This is a genomic window from Caldicellulosiruptor acetigenus, assembly GCF_026914305.1.
In the GTDB taxonomy this organism is placed as follows: Bacteria; Bacillota; Thermoanaerobacteria; order Caldicellulosiruptorales; family Caldicellulosiruptoraceae; genus Caldicellulosiruptor; species Caldicellulosiruptor acetigenus.
Genome location: NZ_CP113866.1, coordinates 2309847 through 2332027 on the forward strand (window position 1 = coordinate 2309847; position 22181 = coordinate 2332027).

General features: G+C 35.8%; 21 protein-coding genes. 2 read left to right on the plus strand and 19 right to left on the minus strand.

Features of this window, described 5'->3' with window-relative positions:
• Positions 1 to 26: 26 nt before the first annotated feature.
• The 6 genes from OTK01_RS11330 to OTK01_RS11355 all read right to left on the minus strand — a co-directional run bounded on the left by OTK01_RS11330 (position 27) and on the right by OTK01_RS11355 (position 6944).
• Complete coding sequence (locus tag OTK01_RS11330; protein ID WP_029228972.1) at positions 27 to 1466, minus strand: TMEM106 family protein; 1440 nt, start codon at positions 1464 to 1466, stop codon at positions 27 to 29.
• Positions 1467 to 1528: 62 nt separating this feature from the next.
• Complete coding sequence (gene folE2 / locus OTK01_RS11335; RefSeq protein WP_029228971.1) at positions 1529 to 2299, minus strand: GTP cyclohydrolase FolE2; 771 nt, start codon at positions 2297 to 2299, stop codon at positions 1529 to 1531.
• Entirely contained in the window at positions 2296 to 2658 is a 363-nt protein-coding gene (gene queD / locus OTK01_RS11340; protein WP_029228970.1) for a 6-carboxytetrahydropterin synthase QueD, read from the minus strand. Before queD ends, folE2 begins: the two co-directional genes overlap by 4 nt.
• A 152-nt stretch (positions 2659 to 2810) precedes the next feature.
• Positions 2811 to 3161, minus strand: coding sequence for a type II toxin-antitoxin system VapC family toxin (locus OTK01_RS11345; RefSeq protein WP_051129965.1), 351 nt, complete (start codon positions 3159 to 3161; stop codon positions 2811 to 2813).
• Positions 3154 to 3435 carry a hypothetical protein gene (locus tag OTK01_RS11350; RefSeq protein ID WP_269011611.1) on the minus strand — a complete coding sequence of 94 codons (282 nt, stop codon included), beginning with the start codon at positions 3433 to 3435 and terminating at the stop codon, positions 3154 to 3156. Before OTK01_RS11350 ends, OTK01_RS11345 begins: the two co-directional genes overlap by 8 nt.
• A gap of 35 nt (positions 3436 to 3470) precedes the next feature.
• The gene (locus OTK01_RS11355) at positions 3471 to 6944 is read right to left on the minus strand and encodes an Ig-like domain-containing protein (RefSeq protein ID WP_029228968.1); all 3474 of its coding nucleotides are present in this window, start codon (positions 6942 to 6944) and stop codon (positions 3471 to 3473) included.
• Between the two features lie 226 nt (positions 6945 to 7170).
• On the opposite strand from OTK01_RS11355, the gene OTK01_RS11360 reads away from it, so the two are divergent.
• Positions 7171 to 8355 (plus strand): glycosyltransferase family 4 protein, encoded by a 1185-nt coding sequence (locus OTK01_RS11360; RefSeq protein WP_029228967.1) that lies wholly within the window; start codon positions 7171 to 7173, stop codon positions 8353 to 8355.
• Between the two features lie 79 nt (positions 8356 to 8434).
• On the opposite strand, the gene OTK01_RS11365 is transcribed toward OTK01_RS11360, so the two are convergent.
• Genes OTK01_RS11365 through OTK01_RS11385 form a run of 5 tightly spaced genes read right to left on the minus strand, consistent with a single transcriptional unit; the run spans position 8435 to position 11850 of the window.
• Complete coding sequence (locus tag OTK01_RS11365; protein WP_029228966.1) at positions 8435 to 9205, minus strand: SigB/SigF/SigG family RNA polymerase sigma factor; 771 nt, start codon at positions 9203 to 9205, stop codon at positions 8435 to 8437.
• A 4-nt stretch (positions 9206 to 9209) separates the two neighbouring features.
• Entirely contained in the window at positions 9210 to 9566 is a 357-nt protein-coding gene (locus OTK01_RS11370; RefSeq protein ID WP_029228965.1) for an ATP-binding protein, read from the minus strand.
• A gap of 17 nt (positions 9567 to 9583) precedes the next feature.
• Positions 9584 to 9892 carry an STAS domain-containing protein gene (locus tag OTK01_RS11375; protein ID WP_014041881.1) on the minus strand — a complete coding sequence of 103 codons (309 nt, stop codon included), beginning with the start codon at positions 9890 to 9892 and terminating at the stop codon, positions 9584 to 9586.
• 52 nt (positions 9893 to 9944) lie between these two features.
• Positions 9945 to 11315 carry a hypothetical protein gene (locus OTK01_RS11380; protein ID WP_029228964.1) on the minus strand — a complete coding sequence of 457 codons (1371 nt, stop codon included), beginning with the start codon at positions 11313 to 11315 and terminating at the stop codon, positions 9945 to 9947.
• The gene (locus tag OTK01_RS11385; protein ID WP_013433412.1) at positions 11308 to 11850 is read right to left on the minus strand and encodes a sigma-70 family RNA polymerase sigma factor; all 543 of its coding nucleotides are present in this window, start codon (positions 11848 to 11850) and stop codon (positions 11308 to 11310) included. Before OTK01_RS11385 ends, OTK01_RS11380 begins: the two co-directional genes overlap by 8 nt.
• A gap of 142 nt (positions 11851 to 11992) precedes the next feature.
• On the opposite strand from OTK01_RS11385, the gene OTK01_RS11390 reads away from it, so the two are divergent.
• Positions 11993 to 12643, plus strand: coding sequence for a manganese efflux pump (locus tag OTK01_RS11390; RefSeq protein ID WP_269011612.1), 651 nt, complete (start codon positions 11993 to 11995; stop codon positions 12641 to 12643).
• Between the two features lie 60 nt (positions 12644 to 12703).
• Here the strand turns inward: OTK01_RS11390 and pepV are convergent, their stop codons facing one another.
• Genes pepV through OTK01_RS11430 form a run of 8 tightly spaced genes read right to left on the minus strand, consistent with a single transcriptional unit; the run spans position 12704 to position 22141 of the window.
• A complete protein-coding gene (gene pepV, locus OTK01_RS11395) occupies positions 12704 to 14095 on the minus strand; it encodes a dipeptidase PepV (RefSeq protein ID WP_029228962.1) in 1392 nt (463 codons plus the stop codon).
• A complete protein-coding gene (locus OTK01_RS11400) occupies positions 14088 to 14810 on the minus strand; it encodes an N-acetylmuramoyl-L-alanine amidase (RefSeq protein WP_029228961.1) in 723 nt (240 codons plus the stop codon). Before OTK01_RS11400 ends, pepV begins: the two co-directional genes overlap by 8 nt.
• 42 nt (positions 14811 to 14852) lie before the next feature.
• A complete protein-coding gene (locus OTK01_RS11405; RefSeq protein ID WP_013433416.1) occupies positions 14853 to 15554 on the minus strand; it encodes a TVP38/TMEM64 family protein in 702 nt (233 codons plus the stop codon).
• Positions 15547 to 17361, minus strand: coding sequence for an ASKHA domain-containing protein (locus OTK01_RS11410; protein WP_029228960.1), 1815 nt, complete (start codon positions 17359 to 17361; stop codon positions 15547 to 15549). The genes OTK01_RS11405 and OTK01_RS11410 overlap by 8 nt, the downstream gene beginning before the upstream one ends.
• A gap of 11 nt (positions 17362 to 17372) precedes the next feature.
• The gene (ytvI, locus tag OTK01_RS11415; protein WP_029228959.1) at positions 17373 to 18485 is read right to left on the minus strand and encodes a sporulation integral membrane protein YtvI; all 1113 of its coding nucleotides are present in this window, start codon (positions 18483 to 18485) and stop codon (positions 17373 to 17375) included.
• Positions 18485 to 20788: a U32 family peptidase gene (locus tag OTK01_RS11420; RefSeq protein WP_029228958.1), complete on the minus strand. Its 2304-nt coding sequence runs from the start codon at positions 20786 to 20788 to the stop codon at positions 18485 to 18487. Before OTK01_RS11420 ends, ytvI begins: the two co-directional genes overlap by 1 nt.
• Positions 20785 to 21681, minus strand: a complete 897-nt coding sequence (locus OTK01_RS11425; protein ID WP_029228957.1) for an alkaline phosphatase family protein — start codon at positions 21679 to 21681, stop codon at positions 20785 to 20787. Before OTK01_RS11425 ends, OTK01_RS11420 begins: the two co-directional genes overlap by 4 nt.
• Positions 21668 to 22141, minus strand: coding sequence for a cell division protein ZapA (locus OTK01_RS11430; protein ID WP_013433421.1), 474 nt, complete (start codon positions 22139 to 22141; stop codon positions 21668 to 21670). Before OTK01_RS11430 ends, OTK01_RS11425 begins: the two co-directional genes overlap by 14 nt.
• Positions 22142 to 22181 lie beyond the last annotated feature (40 nt).

Here is a 22181-nt window from a genome sequence, read left to right on the forward strand (position 1 = left end):
TTTCCTCCTTTGAATATCTTTCAAGATTATTTTGTTGCATGCATAAGATATGTCATATCAAATTTGGGTTTCAGCGCCAAGTGCGCCTCAACAGGTTTCTGATAAAGGTACACCTTCCCATATTCTTTTGTCAAAACATAAACCTCTTCAAATCCACTTGATTTTATGAGATTTATATACTCGGATGTACTTCTAAAAGTTTTCACCTTTTCCATAAACTCTGGTCTTATGCCCAAATCAAAATCAAGTTTTAATACTTCTCCAGAAAGTTTATCAAATGCAATTTCAAGTTTTCCATTCATTATGTAGGCATTCCCTATATAGAGCTTGTAACTTACAGTGTGCTGATTATCGTTTTCGAATATATAAGATTTTGCAACAACGTATTTGCCAGCAAGCACCTGCATAATCTGCTCTGCTTTATCGTTTAAGACCTTAGAGTCAACCTTTTTTATTTCACCAGATGATTTTAAATCTGCCATGGCTTTCAAGATGTTCCCGTACTTGTCGGCAGTTATCTTTACAGTACCAAGAATACTTTTTTTGGTGTATGAGTATTCACCACTGGAAGAAATGCTAAACTCGGAAGCAGAAAATGGAAGACGTCTTGCCTGGGAAGAAAGCAGATTTAAAATCTTTCCAAATTTCAACTTTACATATTCAACCTGTGCTTTTTTTTGAGCATACTCAACATAGTTATTGTAATCCCGAATATTTAAAGTGTTTGTAGATAGATTAATCTGTGGATACACTTTGCCATCAACAAAGTCGTAATAGACATCTTTTAATCCAAGGACACTGTTCAATGTGGTATACTTTAAAAAAGAATCAGAGCTCAAAACAGGTACAACCTTTATGCTACTTAAGATTTTACCCTCTTCGTCACCTTTTTTGCCTGCACTTTTGAAGTTAATATCTTGATGCCAGTTTATGCTAAACTCTAAAAGTTCTCCATTATCTTTGTTAAGTACAACCGTTGCCCAGTTTCCTAAAACTTTTTTGTCGCCTTCATAGCGATTAAAAACACAAATGTAGGCGTTTGGCGATGAAGCCACCTCAATCTCAACATTTCCTTTTGTATAAGGCGCAAGCTTATATAAAAGCTTGAAAGCTTTTGTCTTCACATCTCTTATTGAAAACTTGTTAACCATGTCGGAAGGAGTAAATTTCTTAAAATAAACTATTGACTGGTCTTCTTTCATGTATATTTCATATTTTGATTTTGAGTCTTCAAAAAGATACTTGAACATAAAGGTATCGTCTGGTAACTTCTCGATGACAATGTTGTCTTCAACAAGCTTTGCATTTTTCAGTTCAAACATATTTTTTACATAGGTTATGTTGTCATTTTGGGTTGGCGTATTTTTGACCGTAAAATTTCTGATTAAAAGGATTATAAACAAAATTCCAAATACAAACGCTGCAATACTTATCCCAAGCCTTTTTGTATAAATCTTTATTTTCATATCAATCGGTTTTTTAAAAACCTTCCCTCGCTTTTTCAAAGCAGATTGTTACTTTAATTGTATCATTTTGTTATTTCACCTTCAATATACGCAAAGGCATTGTGGTTGTGAATGCTCTCAATTGACTCAACAAAAACCTTATACCATTTTATTCGCCCATCTTCCTTTATTTTCAAAACAACCTCTCTCAAAAGGTCTTCAACAAAGCGAGGGTTCTGGTAAGCTCTTTCTGTTACCCATTTTTCGTCAGGTCTTTTTAAAATAGAATAAAGAGGGCATGATGCAGAAGCTTCTGCAATCTCAACAAGTTCCTCAATCCACATAAACTTTTTCATTCTCACTTCTATCGTCACATAAGCTCTCTGGTTGTGAGCTCCATACTCTGAAATTTCTTTTGAGCATGGGCACAGAGTGTGAACAGGGACAATCACACCAGTTTTGAGGTCAAATTTCTGGTCTTTTTCTGCTTCAAAATAACAGTCAACTTTAAGTGGAGAAAGTGTTCCTGTCACAGGTGTTCTTTTGTTGATAAAGTAAGGAAAATCAAACCTTATATAGGCTTTTTCTGAATTCAGCTTTTCTTTTATCCTATCCAAAAGCTTTTCGATCTCCTTTGGTCCTACAACTTTCAGCTCATCTATAGCTTCAATGAACCTGGACATGTGCGTGCCTCTGATATCACCTTTTAGCTCTGCTGCAGCGGTGATTTTTGCAATTGTTGTCTGAGTTTTGTTTTCTCTGTCCATTACAACAATTGGCCAATTCAGGTCTTTTATCCCCACCTTCTGGATGGAAATCCCTCTCTGGTCTTTCTGGCTCTGCACATCAATCATTCATCTTCACCCCTGTATATGACGCTGCTATCTTCTGTCTCCCACACTTCAATTTCATAAAGTCTGCAGCCTTGTTCTTCTATTTTTTTGCTAAGTTTCCCCCATATCCACTTTGCAATGTTCTCAGCAGTAGGATTTTCTATTATGTCGTTTATATATGCATGGTCTAAGATGTCAATTACCTCATCCTGCACAATCTTTTTCAAAAGCACAAAGTCTATCACCATGTCCTGGTCATCGGGTTTGCCTTCCACTGTCACAACAAGCTTGTATGTGTGCCCGTGAAGGTTTTCACATTTTCCATTGTACTTTGTAAGATTATGCGCTGCATCAAATTTGAAGATTTTTTTAAGAAGCATGATTGTTCTCACTCTCCTTCAGATAATGATACATTATTTATCTTAGAAGTAAAAACCCAGACCAAGATGTTCATATCTCTTGGTCTGGGAGAATATATTTTCCCAAAAACTCTGTTGGTGTTAAAATTTTTATTTTAGTGGCTTTCATTTTCTTATCCCGAGTAATTATTGCATATGCTTTTATTTTTTTCTGCACATACAATCTGTAGAGCATCTTCCAAATCTGGATAATCACTTAAAAGAGCTTTTTTAATGTCTGTCTTACATACATTAACGATTTCAATATATTTTAACAGCTCAATTAACATTAATCTTACTTTCTCATAATGTATACTCTTTTTTGCAATATAGAAAATATCGGTAATACTATTTGCTGTAATGTAACCTTTATAATTATCACTACTTAAAAGAAGTTTAAATAGTCTCACAGTTGATTCATAAAAAGGTTCTCTAGCAAGTATTAAATCTAATATTACATTCGTATCTAATAAGATTCTATTCAATTTTTAATATTCTCTCCTCTCTTGCCTTATCCACATCTATATCCTTTATATCACTTGCAGCACCTGCAAGCTTGTCAATTAGTTCAAAAACCTTTTGTTTTTTCTTTAAATTATTTTTTCTATTTTTATTATCTCTTAGAGGCACAATTTTAAGTGTTGGTTTCCCATCTTCTGCTATTATTACTTCTTCTCTTTTGGCAACTTCTAAAAACTTTTGAACATTTTCTTTAAATTCCTCGGCATTAATCAGCATTACTTTCTCACCTACTTTCAACTTCCTTATAAATTTATTATACCACATTCTTTCCCCTATTTTCTCACCGCCTGGACTGACACTGAATTTCCAGCCAAGTCCTTGACATTTGGTGAGATATTTACAATGCTTCCTGCTGGAAGCGGGTTTGTGAATGTAATCTCAACAACTCTGTTATCAGAAGACTTTACAAAGCTTACAATACTACCGCCTGCAACGCATGAGAAGTTTTGAGCAATTAGTGTTGAAGCATCCATGGGTTCAGAAAATGTGAGTTTGACTTTTCTTGTATCCGTCGAAGAAAACTCTGCTGTGACATCAGGGGAAGTCCTTTCTGTCACATGCTCAACAGTTTGAGCTTTTAACACAACAGAAGAATTTCCATTGCTATCTACTATTAAGTCTGGTCTTTTTATCTCTAAGCTTATCTTGCTGTCTACAGTCCCTGGTTTTTTGACCTTCACATAAACTATGCCATTTTGGATGTAAGCTGCGTAGTCAACATCAGGAATTAAAGTAATACCTCCAACCTTTAGCTCAATTCCTGCAGCCAGCACTGTGGTACTTATACCTGGCAGGGAAAAAACTGGTTCGTCGAATGTAATAGCTATTGTGTCTGACTGATTTCCACTTCCAACAGAAACCCCTGTCTGCTGTGGACTAATTTTGTCTTTTAGCAATATCGATGGATAAAAGCTAATATCAAGTATTGGCGGAATTACAAGGCTTTGTTCAAACTGGTCTTTTATATTCGAATTTACTGTAAATATTTTCAGCTGTTCAGCATCTTGACCAGAATCATTTGTATCAGCCATGGCACTTGAAGTCAAAGAAATTGATGTTTTTAAAGTAATGGTCTTTTTGTCTTGAGAAATTGAATAACTTACAATTCCAAGGCTGACCACTTTATCGTTGTCAGGATTTCCATTTAAACTTGAAGTCGAATATGCGTTTCTGAACATTATTGCTGCAGGGTCAAACGATGCAAAGATGTATCCATTCAAAGCTCTAAGTTCAATAGTATTTTTGTCCACTGCAACAACCTCTATGTCTTGCGCAGATATCCCTCTAAAGTTTGCCGACACAGAAACTGGCATTGCAATTGTAGCATTTGCTAAAAAGTTGCCTGCCTTGTCTGTGAGGGTAGGAGCTGCCAATTTGTCTATCACACCCCCCGATTGACTCCACTTGCCAGGCGATGTATCGTCTGCCCCTGGAATTAAAAGGGTGATTCTGTCGCCGTTTGGTGAGATATAATCAACTTTTGCTCCTTTGATGCTCGAAAGTGGAATTGTTGCACTTGATGCCCCCACAAAATAACTGCTCAAATTCTTCAGTTTTTCAACATCCATTGGTTCTGAGAAAAATACATCTATTCTGTCCACATCCGAAGAAGAATCATACTTGGCAATTGCAGCAGTTACAGTAGGTGCAAGTGTGTCTTTTGCATCTATTGCATATGTGCTACTGTCCATAACATTTTCCCTCACAGATGTATCACAGATGCCTGAAATCTTCAAAGTATATCTTCCACCATTTATTGCTGCAAGTGTCGAAAACTCAACAGCAAACATTGAGTTATCTTCTTCTTTTAACGGTTTTACTACTTTTGCCTGAGTCTCTACTATCTGTGTACCATCTGCTGAAAGCAGAGAAAAACTTTGAACCTTACCATCAGCATTCACGTTTTCAGTAAATGTTACCTTAATTATATTCCCATCCAAAACCTCGACACTTTTGACTGCCGGTTTTGTAGTATCATCCTGAGCTTTGGATGTTACTGATACCCAATCTGATACCTTGTTGCCAAGAAGGTCTTCAACGTATCGGAACCTCACTTCAAATGAAACAAGTGCCCTGCTATCAAGCTTCAATTGTGGATTTAACTGAATGTCAATTGTTTTTTCATCTGAAAGAAGTGTTATTTTTGCGCCAATTGCATGGTTGGTACTGTCCTGTGCTTGGTAAACCTCATACTCGCCTGTTGGAGTCAAACCATTTAAGCTTCTTATCTCTTCATCAAATACAAGCCTTATTCGATTGTTTGAAACAAGGTCTAAGGACACAAGCTTTGGCGGATTTTTTTCAAGCACTGTTGTAAATGTAGCTTTAAAGTCAGGAGCTTTGTATCCTGCAAAGTCTTTCGCTTCTGTTATTTCAACTGTGTGATTCCCATCAGCAAGAGGATATAAAAGTTCAATATCAATAGCATTCTCTTGATGTTTTGGTGTAACTTTTGCATACACATAATTTGAGTCAATTCTGATATTTGCTCCAACCGAAGATAAATCACATACCTTGTAAGCATTTGCAGAATCAATATTCATAGGCTCAGTGAAGATAACTTTAAACTTTTTGCTGTTAATGACCCTAAAATCCACAACCTTTGGCTGGGTTGCATCAATAACTGTTAGCTCTTTTGTTATGCTTAAGCTCTGGCCTGTTTCTGAAAGAAGGTTTGAAATCTCAACCATCAGCTTGTCAGTTTGATTTAATCTGCTTGGGAAGATTATACTCACAGTTTTAAAATCGCTCGAGAGAACTTTCCTTACATCTGTAATTTCTTTGCTATTTACATAAATTTTTATCGGCAGGTTATCCTGCTGGCTCTTTGAAATCGGCTTTGTAAACTTCAAATCCACTTTCTTTAAACTCTCAATTTTAATATCCTCTGCAAGCGAAAAAGGTATTGTCTTCGCCACAAACTTTAAAGTTGTAGCTTGCCCTTTGTAAAAAAGCGTGTACTCTTTCCCTTCTTGCTGGGCAGATGTTTTTATCTCAATGACCTTTTTGCTTGAGTCTGCAAACTTCGCATCCACAACAGAAAGTCCACCATCAAACGAAAAGTCAGATTTTGCAACTAAAGAAATCTCCTTATCAAATGTTACCTTTAAAGTTTGCAGGTCAATTATTTCAAGTCCGACAGGCTTTGCAGCTTTTAAGCTTTCGTTTAAAAACGCATTGTAAAGTATAGCTGCCGTCTGGCCTCTTGTGACAAGCTTTCCTATCTCAATTTCGGATTCTATCCCATAAAAAATGTTCATCGAATATGCTTTCTGGATATAGTTCAGTGGCCACTTGCCTTTGAGCTCCGACTCCTTCACACCAAGTGCCCTTACAACCATGGCAGTCAACTCTTCAACTTTTAAGTACTGTTCTGGCCTGAAAGTCCCATCTGTATACCCTGAAATCAATCCTATTGATTTTGCTGCTTCTATGTAGCCAAGTCCCCAGTAATCTGCCTTAACATCTTTAAAAGAAGACCTTTTTTGATTTGCATAAAAATCTGCTAAAGGCTTTTTGCCAAGCAGCATGATAATCATTTTGGAAATCTCTGAACGTTTGAGAGGTTTGTCAAGATTCAAATTTCCTTTTGTGTCACCTGTCATTATTCCTTTTTGCTTTAAAACCTGTGCCGCCTGCTGATAATAAGAAAGGTTTTGAGAAAATGAAGTATTTACCAAAAAGCTTAACAGAAAACTCAGTAAGCTCAAAAAAACAAAAAATCTCTTTCCCCAACTTTTAAACATTGTTGTTCTCTCCTTTGTTCAATATTTGTATTCCTTCACAGCATTTATATAAGGTATTATATCATGTTTTTTGGAAAATGTTTAGAAAAAGGAAGATAAACATTTGTAATAATTTTGTCATAAAACATCTTAATTTTGTTCACAATTGTTCACAGAATATTAACAAATTATTAAAACTCAAACCGTACAATATAGGCAGTGTAAAATATACACACGGAGGAAAATCATGAATATACTAATCTTGAATACATATTATTATCCCAACATTATAGGCGGAACTGAAGAGAGTATAAAACTATTAGCTGAAGGGCTTTCAAAAAAAGGTCATAATGTAATCGTTTTTTCTGCAGATGGTATTGACAAATCAATAAAAGCTAAAAACTATAACGGTGTCACAGTTGTAAGAACAAAAGGAATTTTGTACAAAAATAAATCTAATTGGTTTGTATACAGAATGTTAGACTGTTTCAACCCATTGTTTTTAAGAAAGTTGAGCAAGGTGATAGAACAGTTTAAAATAGAAGTGGTCCTTACAAATAATCTCTTTTTTATTTCCCCCTATGTGTGGAAGTTTATAAAAAAGAAGCACAACTTAAAAGTGGTCCATACTATACGAGATATTTGGCTTTTTTGTCCCAAGGACAAGCTTAACGCAGGTAAAAAAATACCTGCCAAATGCAATAATCCTTTCTGTAAACTTTACAGGAATTACATTAAATTCTTGTCAGGTTTTGTAGACGCAGTTTGTGCACCTTCAAATTTCATCCTCAACTTCTTTATTTCAAAAGGTTACTTTAAAAACGCTCAAAAAAGAGTCATACCAAATAGCATCGATTTTGAACAAATCAGTATAAAAAATATGGTTGACTGGAGAATACGAAATCTTAAAACCAATAAAAGAACAAGATTTTTGTATATGGGAAGACTGTCTTATGAAAAAGGAATTATAAATCTTTTAAACGCATTTGAAAAATTGGAATGCAGCCATGCAGAGCTTTTAATATGTGGGCGTGGTCCTCTGGAAAATGAGGTTAAAAAGCTTTCTTCTCAAAATCCTAGAATAAAATATTTCGGGTTTGTACAGGATAGCGAAAAAGAAGCCATATTTTCTTTTTCAGATGTGCTTGTATTCCCAAGCCTTCTTTATGAATCATTTGGTAGAGTGATAATAGAAGCATACGCCCATGGTCTTCCTGTAATAGCTACAAATGTAGGTGCTATAAATGAGATTGTGAATGACGGAAAAACTGGTCTGTTAATTGAGCCACATAACGAAAATCTCCTGGTAGAAGCAATGAAAAAAATGTGTGATAAAAATCTTCAAAAAGCAATGCTCTTTAATATCATCACATTTATTTCAAGATTTCAACTCAAAAATCAACTTGAAATGTATGAAGAGGTCTTTGGATAAAGTTAGCAACAAATAAATAAAAAAGACTGCCGTGCAGAAAAAAATTGGTTTTTGCCCACCACGGCAGTCTTATATTTTTTTATTCCTCTTTTTTCTCTTCAATAAAATCCTTCAATTTTTTTAGCACCTTTTTCTCAAGCCGTGAAATGTACATCTGTGAAACGTTCATCTCCTCTGCAATTTCCTTTTGAGTTTTTTCTTCAAAAAACCGCTTTTGAACAAACTCTCTCTCAAAAGGTGAAAGCCTTTCAATTGCCTTCTTTACAGCTTCAACATTTTCTACCTGCAAGATGTTCTCATCGCTCTTGCCAAGAACATCCCCAAGCGTCATCTCTTCATCCTCATACATGGTCTGGTCCAAAGACTGTGGAAGATAGTTGTTAGATGCTTCCATTACCTCTAAAACTTCTTCTGTGCTCATGTTAAGATGCTGAGCAATCTCTTCTACCTTCGGCGGTCTTTTTAATTTTGTAGAGAGTATCTCTGTGGCAAGTTTTATCTTGGCAGAAGTTTCGTAGATCCTTCTTGGAAGTCTGATGATTGAAGCTCTATCTCTGAAATATCTTTTTATCTCTCCCATTATGGTTGGGGTTGCAAAACTTGTGAATTTATAACCTTTGTTGGGTTCAAACCTCTCCACAGCGTTTATAAGCGCAATGCATGCGACCTGGTAAAGGTCTTCATAGTCTATCCCTCTGTTGACAAACTTTTTTGCAATAATCTCGGCTATATAAAGGTGCTTGTTCACAAGTTCATTTCTAAGCTTAATATCCTTGGTTTTCTGATACTCTTCGAAGAGTCTATCTATTTTTTCATCATCAATCTCTAATGTCCTTTTTTCATCAACCATCAAATCAGACCCCTCGATGATATTTTTTTAGTTTCACAATATGGCCATCTTCAGTTTTTTCAAACTCAGTCTCATCAATCAAAGTTTGAAGAATCATCTTTGCAAGCTCGTTGTCTTTTATCTCACCATTTGGCACATCAATTCTTATGTCCAAATACTCACTTGCAATGTTAAACTCTATAGATATTTTTCTATTTAGCTTTTCTATTTCAAAAAGGTTAAAAACCTCTGATATGGCCATTTTCAAATCTTCAATTGTCTCAAAATCAAAGCCTGCTCGCGCAGCTATCCCAGATAGCGTTAATCTTACTACCATAATATATTCAGCTTTGGGCGGAATTGTTAACATAATTTGGTCCATATTTAACTTTTGCCCCCTCATTCAATTCTGAACACCTTATCAAGTCCGGTGATAGTGAAAACCTTCTTCACGTTGGGTTTTAAGTTCTTAAGAACAATATTTGTGCCTTTTTGCTTTGATTTTTTCAGAGCGCCTACAAATACACCAAGCCCGGTTGAGTCTATATAGCTCACATCGTTCATATCAACAATAACGTCACTTGATGATGTATCAATCAATGAATAGAGCTTGTCTTTCAAAGTTGGTGAAGAAAATATGTCAAGCTCTCCTTTAAGCTCAATCACGACACCATTTTCAGAAATTCTCTCTTTTAAATCAAGGTTCATAACAAAAACCTCCGTAAACATTTTTGTATATCTTATTATATCATTTTAAACTCTACTTTTCCAACCAGTATATTTTGTTTTCATAAATGTAAATATATACTGGAATAAAAAGTTCTCCTGTTTTCTTATATACAATAGCAATATCAGATGGCTCTACATTTTTGAGGTTATATCTTTTCTCAAACTCTTTTGCTGCCGTTTTTGCATCTATTATTTTCACACTTTTTAATTTTGAAAAGCTTTTAAGATAAATCTTTCCGCCAATAACATCTGCACTGCTTGAATAATCTATATAACCATCTGCATCAAATATCCTGTATCCGTCAAAGTAAATGGCAATCTCTGCTCTGTAGCCCTCCTGCTGGGGAAAGACAGAAACTTTGTAATCTTTTATACCAAGTTTTTGTAAAATAAGGTCAGTTTTATTATAAACGCTCTCCAAAACATTTTCCTGCTCCAGTTGCCCTGAAAATTTAGAAATTGAAACTTGTGTATCGCTTTTGACAACCTCAAAACTAAAATATCCATCATAGACCTGAGCCTGAACAATACTTTGTGGTGTAAAATACTCTTTTTCATATACATCAGATGATACAATGCTGCCCAGTACATCTAAAATATATTCTTCATCAAATTTTAGCTCTTCTTCTCTCAAAACATAAACACTTTCCAACACATTCTCTTCTTGCGCTATTACAACCACATCTTTCTGCTCTTTTGCCGGCTCTATATTCTGTTTTGTAACAATTACAGTTGTATTTGAGCTTTCGTTTTTAGCATTTGACTCAGAAGCTTTTTCAATACTCTGCTTAGTTTTATTTTTCACATCGCTTTCAACAATTTTTTTGGTCGAAGAATTTGGCAAAGAGCTGCTAACAGCTAAAGGTTTCTTGCTCGATGCATTTTTGTTTTCATTTGTAGTAAAACTCGATTTTTTTGTGATACTAGAAGATTTTTCTACAGTTTTTTTGGATTCTGGCTTTGCTGAAGATGATGTAGAATAAGCATCATTTGAACTTTGTTTTTGCTTTGTGCTTTGCGTCTGACTTTTTTCAGGAACATCACTATTTTGCGAAGTTTTCTGCTCAACAGAAAGGCTATTATCTTTACTATTCTTACTATTTTGCTTGGTCTCTTGTTTTGTGCTTGTATCCTGCTGTGTAAAAGCTTTTTCCATCTCGGTCTTTACAAAGGAAGTGTCCGGGACATTTAATCTCATCAAATCAAGTTTCATAGCTCCAAAGGCGACAATGGCTAAAACTATACAAGCCGCAACCACAGTAGATATTCTCAAGAAAAATCTTGCTTTTTTTCTCTTATCATATTCTTTTAATAACACATCTTTTAGCTCTTGTTTAAACTCTTTCCTATACTCCACTTTAAAAGCCTCTTCAAAAATTCTGTCAAGTTTTTCATCATTCACTTTCATGCACCTCTTTTAAAAGCATTTCTTTAAGCGAATGCATTGCTCTGAAAAACAGGGCTCTCACCGCTACATCAGACTTGTTTTTTACCTTTGCAATCTCATGAAATTTCATATTCGCGCTATAGCGCAAAATTACAACTTCCTGCTGGTCTTTTGTGAGCTTGCTCAGCGCACTTTTAATTATATCTTTCTCAACTTTATCTAAAAGCTCATCCTCCGGATTTTTCAGCCATGAACTGTCCGATATTTTCTCGATATCAACAAACTCTTTTTTGCTCCTGTAATAGTCATTTACAACATTCTGGGCAATACGGAATATCCATGCTGAAAAAGAACCATTTTCTTTCCATTCAAACCTGTCAAGTGACCTTAGCACTTTCATAAAGGTCTCGCTGGTCAGGTCCTCGGTAATCGGATGGTTGAACGTTCTGTAGTATATGTAAGAATAAATCTTGTCAAAATACATCTCATATAATTTTTCAAAGTATTTTTTATCCTTCTTTGCCTTTTCTACTAATTCTCTCTCATCCATTGTCTACTTTTAATCCCCTCTTGCTTATTTTTTATCACACACCTAAATTTTACTATATTTATTATAACGCGAAAAGTAAAAATTTCGTTTCGCTCAATTACCAAAATAACTTGCTCGGTCGTATAATAATAAAGACCAAAAAATGGTGGGTGCACAGATTTCAGAAATGAACATATATCAGGTGCTTGTTGTAATTCTCTCACTCAACATTGACGCACTTTTCTTTGGAGTTGCTTTCGGTGCAAAAGGAATTAAAATTCTTGCAAAGTCAAAGCTAATCATCTTTTTTACATCTATGAGTATCACCATAATTTCATTTTTCATGGGAAAAGGCTGTGGCAAATTTCTTGAACCTCAACTTTCTTCACACTTGGGCGCCATTTTTATGATAATAATCGGCATAGTATTTGTAATTAGAACACTTCTTGAGAAGAACAGCAGCCCTTTACCTAAGACACTTGTTAACCTCTCTTTAAAATCGCTCGGACTTACTATAAAAATCATAAAAGAGCCTGTACTATCCGACATCGACAGCTCAGGGTCAATAGAGCCTGCAGAAGCGCTCTTAGTTGCTTTTGCGCTTTCGTTTGATAGTCTTTCAGCTTCATTCTCATTGGGTCTTTCAAACCTTGCAAACATAAAGCAAATACTTCTCATACCAGCCTTTCAATTTTTAGCTATCTCTGCAGGAAATGTCTTTGCCTACTTTTTTAAGACTTTCAGAAAATCACTTATTGCCAATTACATCCCGGGGATTGTTCTAATTGTTCTTGGAATTTACAATCTATTTTAAAAAAGACAAAGAGGCCGAAAAGTCCTGTGCATACCAAGACTACAGCCTCTTTGCTTTTTACTATTCTTTTGCAAGCCTGTAAATAGCATTTGCATAGATTTTGCTGCACAGTATGAGCCTGTCTATAAGGATATACTCATCTTTTTGGTGGGCAACATCTTCATCACCTGGCATATTTGGACCAAAAGCAACCACGTTTTTTGCCCACCTTGCGTATGTTCCACCGCCAATCACAAGCGGCTGTGTATCATCTTTTGTAAATTCTTTGTAAACCTCAAGCAAGGTCCTGATTAAAAAGTGGTCAGTTTCAAAATAAAGAGGGGGTACGTTTGTAACCAAACGGTATTCAATATTGTAATTCTGTACTACTTCCTTCACTTTCTTTTCTATCTCATCATATGAGGTGTCAACTGGATATCTAACATTTATTGTAAGGACAAGTCTGCCTTTTTCTTTGCGTATCATCCCGGCATTTAACACAAGCTTGCCAGACTTTTCATCTTCAAACCCAATTGAGAGTTTCTCGCCAAACACATCAAACCCAATGTGAGTGTTGTAAAAGTCAATAAATCTTCTAAAATCATCCTCTTTTGTCCAAAGCTCATCTAAAATATCAAACATATACGATATAGCATTCTCGCCCTTAAAAGGCAGGCTCCCGTGCGCAGAAACGCCCTTTGTAACTAAAAATGCTTTTTCGCCTTCTTCAAAAACCTCTACCTTGTCATTCAGCCCTTTTTTTGCAATAATTTCTTTGGCTTTTTGGACATCAAAACTGCCTTCGAACCTGCACCTGTCAGGCACCATGTTAGGTCGCTGTCCGCCCTCAATCTCAAAGGTATCTTCCACATCTTTTGCAAGCTCAAACACCAAAAAACCTTTTTCACCCTGGATGACTGGAAAATCAGCATCTGGAGTAAACCCAACAGTTGGATATTTTGCTCTTTCAAAATAATACTGAAGACACTTAGAGCCACCCTCTTCGTTTGTACCAAAAACAAACCTTAGCTTTCTTTTAAGAGAAATCTTCTTTTCTTCAGCAAGCTTTTTAACCACATACATGCCATAAAGAGCTGCCACAGTTGGACCTTTGTCATCAACCGCACCACGGCCAAAAATCTTACCGTCCTTTACAACACCTTCATAAGGCGGTACACTCCAGCCCTCCCCTTCGGGCACAACATCCAAATGACCTATCACGCACACATCTTCATCCTGATTTCCATAGACTGCCTCAAGCGCATATCCGTCATAGTTCTTTGTTTCAAATCCCAAGCTTTTGCAAAGATTTTCGCACACAAGCAGGGCATCATTAATTCCCTTGCCAAACGGCATATCAGGTGCAGGTGTATCCTCAACGCTCCTGATTTTTATAAGCTGCAAAGTAGTATTCACTATTTCATCTTTTAAATTTTCAATTTCTCTGTCTATCAGCGCTTTTACCTCATCCACCTCTCACCATCTCCTCTCTTTGGTCTAAATAGTTTAAAACTCCTTTCAATATTGAGTATGAAAGCCAGTCCTGATACTTCTGGCTTTGAAGTAAAGATAGCTCCATCTTGTTTGACATAAAACCACATTCTACTAATATGGCAGGAATTTTGATGTTTTTTAGAATATACACATCTATTGGTTTTGGCTGTCGTTTGTTTATAAGTCCATTTGGCATATATCTTAGCTCATTTTGGACAAACAAAGCAAGTTTTTTCGCCTCCTCATTTGACTTGTCATAAAACACCTGCGCACCAAAGTACTTGCTAACAGGAAAGCTGTTTAAATGGATTGAGATAAAAACTTGAGGATTGTTTTCCAGCACAATCTCTTTTCTCTTTTTCAGGTCATGCGACTTTTTGTCGTGCTCGCTCAAATCATCTTCTGTTGAGCGTGTAAGAAGAACTTTAAAACCGAACATCTCAAAATACTCTTTGAGCTTTCTTGAAATCTGAAGATTTATCACAGACTCTTTTATATCGCCGCTCACTGCCCCCGGGTCAAACCCACCATGCCCAGGGTCAATAACAATAAGTTTTTTTGAATACATGTTGTTTTCGCTGAATATCTCAGCGATTTTGAATATATTGGTATTTACAAACAAAAAAGCTGTTAAAGCTATAAAAACTAAAAATGCCGTGCAAATTGAAAATAGCTTTACTTTTCTATTTTTCAACCCTTTTATTCCTTCCTTTATCTTCAATCTTCTATTTCATAATTAAATTTTATGCTCATCCTCTTCTTCTTTATCATCCTGCAAAAACTCTTTTATTGTCTTTGCAAAAAGAACTGGCGTGAGGGATATAACAATCACCAAACACAAGCTCAAATAAAATCCTTTAGAAAACGGTCTTAGGATATTTTCACCAAGATAAGCATACAAAAAACATGCAGGTACTGTTCCAATAAAGGTGGCAAGTATAAAGTCTCTGTACCTTATCTTTGAAAGACCGCATATATAATTTATCGCATCGTAAGGAAGGATTGGCACAAGCCTCAAAAGTAGTATGATTAAAAAACCTTTCTGGGCTATCTTCTTTCCTACATTAGAAAACTTTGTGCTGTGTAGCTTTTTCTGTACATAGTCTTTACCAAAATACCTTGCAAACACAAAACCAATGGTAGAGGAAAGAAGAGTTCCCACAATTAGAATAAGTGCTCCAAACAATGTACCAAACGAAAGTCCTGCTGCCAGCATAAATACTCCTGCCGGGATAAAGATTATAAACGATTTTACTGAGTATAGTATCAAAAACACAAGCGGTGCCCAAACACCAAAATGAGAAATATACTGTTTGATATACTTAGGGTTTAGTTGATGCTGTTTTTCGGCATACACAAGAGCAAATATGGAAAGCACCATGATAAAGATGAATATCCACAGTTTTATCTTATCCTTTACCTTTACTTCATCAACCATTTTGCTTCTGCTCACCTTCTTGGCTGAAGTTCTCAAACATCATGCTCTCAACAAAAAATTGGTTGAAATCTTGAGAGTTTGAAAGCTCAATGTATTTTACTTTCCTGCCAATCTCCTGTGCCTCAAGTGCCATTTTGCGGCTCAGAAGCACAAGCACAGCACCTGCTACAGCACTGTTTCCAACAGGAACTATTTTGCTTTTTAGTTTCTTTGGAATGATACCAATTTCAATGGCTGACCATGGATTTATGTAATTTCCAAACCCACCTGCTAAATATACATTTTCGATGTCATCTTCTGTAATTTTGGCATGTTCAATCATTGTCTTTACCCCAGCTGAGATTGCCGCTTTTGCAAGCTGAATCTCTCTTATGTCTTTTTGAGTTATATAGACTGAGTCGGTTATGAAAAAGGCTTGTTGACCGTTTTCTTCTCTCATGTATGATTTATAAGTATCATTTTTATCACAAAACCTGCCAGTTTCATCAATTATACCTTCTTTTAGCATATAAGCAATGGCATCTACTATTCCAGAACCACAAATTCCAGCTGGCTGCTTTGCCCCTATTGTGGTAAAATACACCTTGCCATTTTCTATCTTAACACTGTCAATTGCACCTTCCACCGCGCCCATCCCGCACGAGATGTTAACACCTTCAAATGCAGGTCCTGCCGCAGTTGAGCATGCAAGCATAAAGCTGCTGCTGCCAAGCACCATCTCACCGTTTGTCCCAAGGTCCAAAAGAAGAGAAATCTTGGAGCTTTTGTGCATCTGGGTTGAGAGTATTCCCGCAACAATATCAGCTCCAATGTATGCTGAGATGCTGTTTAAAACCTCAATGGTACCTGCTGGATTTATTTCAAACCCCAAGTCATTCGGTTTTGCGCAAATACTTTCAGTAAAAACTGGAACAAATGGAGAGATAGCAATTGTCTGAGGGTCAACTCCTAAAAGAAGGTGTAGCATTGTCGTGTTTCCGACAAATACAACGCTATAAATATCATCTTTTGAGATAGAGTTTTTTTCAGTGAGAATTTGTATGGCTCTATTTATAGCGTCTACAATCTCTTTTTGGAGAATAAAAAGCCCTTCTTTTTCTCTTGCAAAATCTATTCGTGAAATAACATCAGCACCAAATTTTTTCTGTGGATTTATAAAAGAATAAAAATCCACAACCCTTTTTTGAATCAAGTCAACAAGGTAGCATACAACAGTGGTTGTTCCAATATCCACAGCAAGGCCAAATGCCAAACAAGAGCTTTTCACATCCACAACCTCATCTGAATACACAACTGCGAAAAATTCCTGGTCTTTTAGCCTTGCAAGCTTTTGCAAAGTCCTTGGCAAAACTTTTAGATTACCATCACCAATTGTTTCTTTTAGCCTCAACTCAAAGCTCTTCTGGTCGTCTAAAGAAGGTTTCTGTAAAATCACTTTTTTTACAATTATATTTTCTTCATACTCAAAATCATTCACGGCAAAATGTGAAAGTATATTTGCCCTCTCAGAGGATTTTTCTAAAAACACATCTAAATCTTCGCAAACCTCTACTTTACATGCAAGCCGAACACCTCTTGATATCTCATCTTCTCTCAGGTGCCTTTTTTCTTCTGGCGTAAGATTTTCCAAGTAGGGTTTTTGACCTTTTTTGACTTTCACTTTACACTTTCCACATACGCCTTTCCCGCCACAGCTTGCTTCAATGTCAACTGACTTTTTTTGTAGTACATCCAAAAGATTTGAGCTTTTTTCTGCTTCTATCTCTGCAATAACCTCATTTTTTGCGTAAACTTTTACAACCGGCATTTTATACACTTTCACTCCTTTTTGGGCATAAAGAGATTTTCTCTTATCTTTTTAATTGCCCCTGTCTCATATACTGCTTTCAAAAACACAACCAAAAGCGGACCTATCACAAATCCCCACGCACCGAATATTTCAACACCTGCATAGATAGAGACAAGTGTTGTAAAGGTCGAAATTCCCACCTGGCTCGCAACAATCTTGATAGACGCAAACTCGCGAATGCCTAAAATTATAAGATATACAATCAGCAGTTTTAACCCAAAATTGGTATCTCCAGCTATAAAACTGCCAACTATCCATGGAAGTAATATTATGCCTGAGCCTATAATTGGAATTATGCTCAAAAGACCTAAAAGAAGGCTTATCACCAAAAAGTAAGGTGCTTTTATTATCGAAAGTCCTATAAGGCCTGATAGGAACATCAAAACTGCCAGAATTATCTGAGACTTTGCATAGTCTACAACAGAATCTATGACTTTAAAAGCAATTGAAGAAAGTTCTCTGTAGAGCTGGACTGAGAAATTTTGAATCAGCCATGCTCTCATTCTATGCCTGTCGCGCATAAAGAAAAAGCTTGATAGCACAGAAAAAAACCATACCGTAATACCCTTTAAAGTTGCGGGTATAACCTTTATTACCTTCAAACTCATTGTGGCAATCTGGTTGAGGACATTTGTGAGCTCATCAACACCAGATTGAATGAAATTTACAATAGGTCCCGGCAGACCTGAATATATATTTTTTACACTTGCAAAGAGCTTGTCTAAAGCCTGATAAATCTTGTCATAATTAATATTTTGAAGGCTTGCAACTAAACTCATGCACTCATTCACAAGAATATATATGCCCTCTGCAAGCATAAAACCAAGTATTATGTTTAGAACAATCAGTATAAGAATTGCAGAGATTGTCCTGCTTACCTTTCTTTTTTCCAAGTATTTTAAAAGAGGTTCAGACACCTCTGCAATGAAAAGTCCAATAATAACCGGAATGAAAGCTTTTATCACAAACCTTACAAAAAGGTCAAATGTCTTGATTAAATATGCACATGAAAAGATAAATGCGCTAATTAGGATAACATAAATCATTGCAACCACAAACCGGTTTTTTGTAAACTCTCTCATCATGGCAAATAATACCCCTTTGTGATTTTTAAACCAATCTCTTTGTTATCAAAATATCCTTCCAAAGCTTTTTCCATTTCTTTTTTATTGAGGCCTGTAAAGTCAAATCTCAACACATCAGCCGGCACATCTTTGTCATTTATATACAAAAACGCGGGGTTTAAGATTTCGTTTTTCCCACTCTGAGTTTTTATGAGTTTTAAAAGCTCACCATTTCTGTCTTGCAAGTACTCTCCCTTTTCGAAAAATTTGAGCCTGTTTACCATCAGAGGAATTCTACCAAAGACAATTACTTCTACCTCACTTTCTTGTGCGTTTTTGTAAATTTCTATAATTCTTGTTTTAGATAGCTCAACCGAAAGACAGATTCTTTTGCCACCAAGTAGTTCTAAAAATTTAAATGAAGCAGAGTTTGTTGTGTTCAAGCTAAAATCAAAGTAAATTTCAAAGTGGTGCTTGAAAATCTCATACTGTCCAAGGTTCCTCACCAAAACCTTTTTTATACCCTTTTCTTTTATTCTCTCAACCTCAACCCTATTCAAATCTTCATCATGTGTTATCCTGTCAAGATAAACAACCATGTTGTCTTCTAGACTCAAATCAAAAATTACATTGTAAGGCACGTAGATTTCATAGTTTGAAAGATTGCGTGCCTCACACCACTTTTTAAGTTTTTCAAGTTGCCAGAGTGAGTCTACCATGAAAGAAAACCTGTGACTCCTATTAAATGACCTTACACGACCATCTCCAAGATACCTTGAAATTTCAACATCTTGTTTTAGATTTCTCTTGTAAAAGCTAATTATCTTTTGAGAAAGCTTTTCAATCAGAAGCTTTCTCAGCCTGTTTAGCTCTGAAACCTTCACAAAACAGCCACTTTCGATATACGCATCAAAATTTCCCATCTCAAAAATTGTTCCACCAAGTTTTGAAAAGCTGCTGATTACAGTCTGGATTGTAACCTCTTTCTCTTTTGCCTGCTGAGCAACTTCTCCCTCTTCTTCTATCTCAAATCCATCACACAGGGCTATAGCTTTTATTCTTTTTTCTTTTTCTAACCATACCTTGAAATCAACCTTCCTAAACTTTTTCTCCATTTTCAGGTCTTTTTCTATTCTAATTTCATGTTCTTTGCTTTTTACAATAAACACCTGACCCTGTGAAAATTCTTTTAATCTCTTTTTTCTCTCAAAATCAACTTTCACCTCAAATTTCTTGTCATCTTTCTTGATAATATTGTTATTTATTTCAAGAAGAATCTCTTCAAAATTGCTATTTCTGAAAGAAATTACATCGCCGTTGGAAAGGTTATATGAAGTCTGCAAAAAAAGTTTTTCATTCTCAAAATAAAAATTTCCAATAAAAAGGCCTGTGTTGTTAGGAGCAGATTTAAAGATTATTTCGTCAATATCAGCATTTTCTAAATACCCTGTGCTGTAGTTCCCCCTGTTGAAGACAAGAAGAAGTTTTTGTTTGTCAGTGATGTCGATATCTATTTTACCCTTCTCATAGTACATATCAATATACTTTCTGTAGATTGAGGTCACAGTGTAGACATAGTATTTGTCCTTTAGCCTTCCTTCTATCTTGAAAGAGTCAATCCCTGCTCTAATTAGCTTATCTATGTTTCCTAAAAGACAAATATCTTTCGGTGAAAGAAGGTATCCTTCATCAATTTCTTTTTTCTCCTTGTCAAAAAGCTTATAATAAAGCCTGCAAACTTGAGCACACTGGCCGCGATTGCCACTTCTTTTGAAAACTATGCTTGAAAATAGACATTGACCAGAATATGAAATGCACAAAGCTCCATGCACAAAAACCTCAAGTTCAATACTGCTTTGCTGTCTTATGTTTTTTATCTCATCCAAAGAAAGCTCTCTTGAGAGTATAACTCTCTTTACTCCTAAGTCCTCCAAAAACTTTACCTGAGCTAAGTTATGAACTGTCATCTGGGTGCTCGCATGAACAGGCATACCTGGAAACTCTTTTAAAATAATAAAGAGTAGACCTAAGTCCTGCACAATTACAGCATCAATTCCTTCCTTGTATGCAAATTCTACAAGCTTTAAAGCTTTGTGCATCTCATCATTGTAAACCAGGGTGTTTATTGCAAGATATATCTTTTTCGCTCTCTCATGACAAAAATCTATAGCCTTCCTCAGCTCATCTTCTGAAAAGTTCTTCGCATATGCCCTTGCTGAAAACTCTTTTGCACCAACATACACGCTGTCAGCCCCAGCTTTTATGGCTGCAACAAGTTCCTCAAATCCGCCTGCTGGTGACAATAGCTCTACCTTTTTCATCTTTCTTTGTCATCCCTCTGTGTTCCTATTTCGAAGTATTTTAAAATGCTGCTATAAATCTGTTCAATTGACTCTAATGCAAAGATTTCTTTTTTATTTCCATATGCTAAAAAAGGTACTTTATTTTTTGTATGTGTCTTTGTCGACAGATCTTCTATATTGCCATGGTCAGATGTCACAACAAGACAAGCATCCTCTGGAAGATCTTCAATTAAACTGAGTATAAACTCATCTAAAAGTTTTAAAAGCTCTAAAGCTTTTTCCATATCACATGAGTGCCCTATAATGTCTGTTTTAAAATGTTCAAACAGGACAAAATCATTTTTATTTAACACATTTAAAAGATTTTCAGCTGCCCTCTGTGGTGAAAAAACTGGTACCTCATATCCACTTTCAATCAAAACGTGGTTTGTAATATCAAAATACACCCCTTCACCTCTTAGAAGGTCTTCCACCGTTTTAAATCTTATTCCTGATATCAAGGTCATGTAGCTTGTCACAGACATTTTAAAGTTTTTGTCATTTAATAGCTTTTGCAAATATTCGTTTCTGTAAACATTTGCAAAGTCTACTTTAAAGCCACGATGCAAAAGAGTGGTAAAAATGTTTTGTCTTTCAATTATTCTCTTGAGGCTTGGTGTAATCTGTCCGTTAATATGAAACCCTATCTCTTTTGCCGCATTTATGCCTGAATAGATTGTAACTTGGCCTGTGGCACTTTGTGGCAGACCGTCAACGCCAAGCGTTGCATCCAAAAACAAGACATTTCCATCTTTTAAAAAAATGTCATATGCTTTTGGATGATAATAAAAAAAGGGGTTAGCTTCATTTTTCTCCCCTTTTCCAACACCGTCTAAGAATATAAAAAGCATTTTCATCTTATCTATCACCATCAAATGCGTTTATGAAATCATCAAGTTCTTTTTTGGTCTTTTCAAGTTCCTGTTTTGTTTTTTCAAGCTCTTGGTTAAGATTTTGAATAATTTCATTTAACTTTTCAATCTCTTGACTTTGCTTCAAGAGCTTTTCCTCTGCCTCTTTTAACCTCTCTTTATATTCCTCAACCTCTTTTTGATATTTCTCACTTTCAACAGCCATCTTTGAAAGTTTCTCGTCACATTCTAATAGGTGTTTAAAAAACTCATCTGCCACCAAAAATGCTGTGAGCATTGCCGAAAGAGATGTAGAAAGCTGCGGCTCATTAGCCACAACCTCTGACATCTTCTTGTTTATATAATTTGCAATCTTCATTATGTACTCTTCATCTTCGTCAGTCTTTAATACATAATTCATACCCGCAATCTTTACTTCAATTCTTTTCAAATTATCTTCTCTCCTGATATTTTCATCCATCGGCATACATCCTTAAAAAGCTTTGAAAGTGTTGTTAACT

Bases quoted from the DNA above. Each gene is read 5' to 3' on its own strand.
- OTK01_RS11360 (WP_029228967.1), top strand. From the start codon at position 7,171: ATGAATATACTAATCTTGAATACATATTATTATCCCAACATTATAGGC.
- OTK01_RS11365 (WP_029228966.1), bottom strand. From the start codon at position 9,205: ATGGTTGATGAAAAAAGGACATTAGAGATTGATGATGAAAAAATAGAT.
- folE2 (WP_029228971.1), bottom strand. From the start codon at position 2,299: ATGATTGATGTGCAGAGCCAGAAAGACCAGAGAGGGATTTCCATCCAG.
- OTK01_RS11385 (WP_013433412.1), bottom strand. From the start codon at position 11,850: ATGGATGAGAGAGAATTAGTAGAAAAGGCAAAGAAGGATAAAAAATAC.
- OTK01_RS11430 (WP_013433421.1), bottom strand. From the start codon at position 22,141: ATGGATGAAAATATCAGGAGAGAAGATAATTTGAAAAGAATTGAAGTA.
- OTK01_RS11420 (WP_029228958.1), bottom strand. From the start codon at position 20,788: ATGAAAAAGGTAGAGCTATTGTCACCAGCAGGCGGATTTGAGGAACTT.
- OTK01_RS11390 (WP_269011612.1), top strand. From the start codon at position 11,993: ATGGTGGGTGCACAGATTTCAGAAATGAACATATATCAGGTGCTTGTT.
- OTK01_RS11355 (WP_029228968.1), bottom strand. From the start codon at position 6,944: ATGTTTAAAAGTTGGGGAAAGAGATTTTTTGTTTTTTTGAGCTTACTG.
- OTK01_RS11370 (WP_029228965.1), bottom strand. From the start codon at position 9,566: ATGGACCAAATTATGTTAACAATTCCGCCCAAAGCTGAATATATTATG.
- OTK01_RS11425 (WP_029228957.1), bottom strand. From the start codon at position 21,681: ATGGTGATAGATAAGATGAAAATGCTTTTTATATTCTTAGACGGTGTT.
- OTK01_RS11330 (WP_029228972.1), bottom strand. From the start codon at position 1,466: ATGAAAATAAAGATTTATACAAAAAGGCTTGGGATAAGTATTGCAGCG.
- OTK01_RS11375 (WP_014041881.1), bottom strand. From the start codon at position 9,892: ATGAACCTTGATTTAAAAGAGAGAATTTCTGAAAATGGTGTCGTGATT.
- OTK01_RS11410 (WP_029228960.1), bottom strand. From the start codon at position 17,361: ATGCCGGTTGTAAAAGTTTACGCAAAAAATGAGGTTATTGCAGAGATA.
- queD (WP_029228970.1), bottom strand. From the start codon at position 2,658: ATGCTTCTTAAAAAAATCTTCAAATTTGATGCAGCGCATAATCTTACA.
- ytvI (WP_029228959.1), bottom strand. From the start codon at position 18,485: ATGAGAGAGTTTACAAAAAACCGGTTTGTGGTTGCAATGATTTATGTT.
- OTK01_RS11405 (WP_013433416.1), bottom strand. From the start codon at position 15,554: ATGGTTGATGAAGTAAAGGTAAAGGATAAGATAAAACTGTGGATATTC.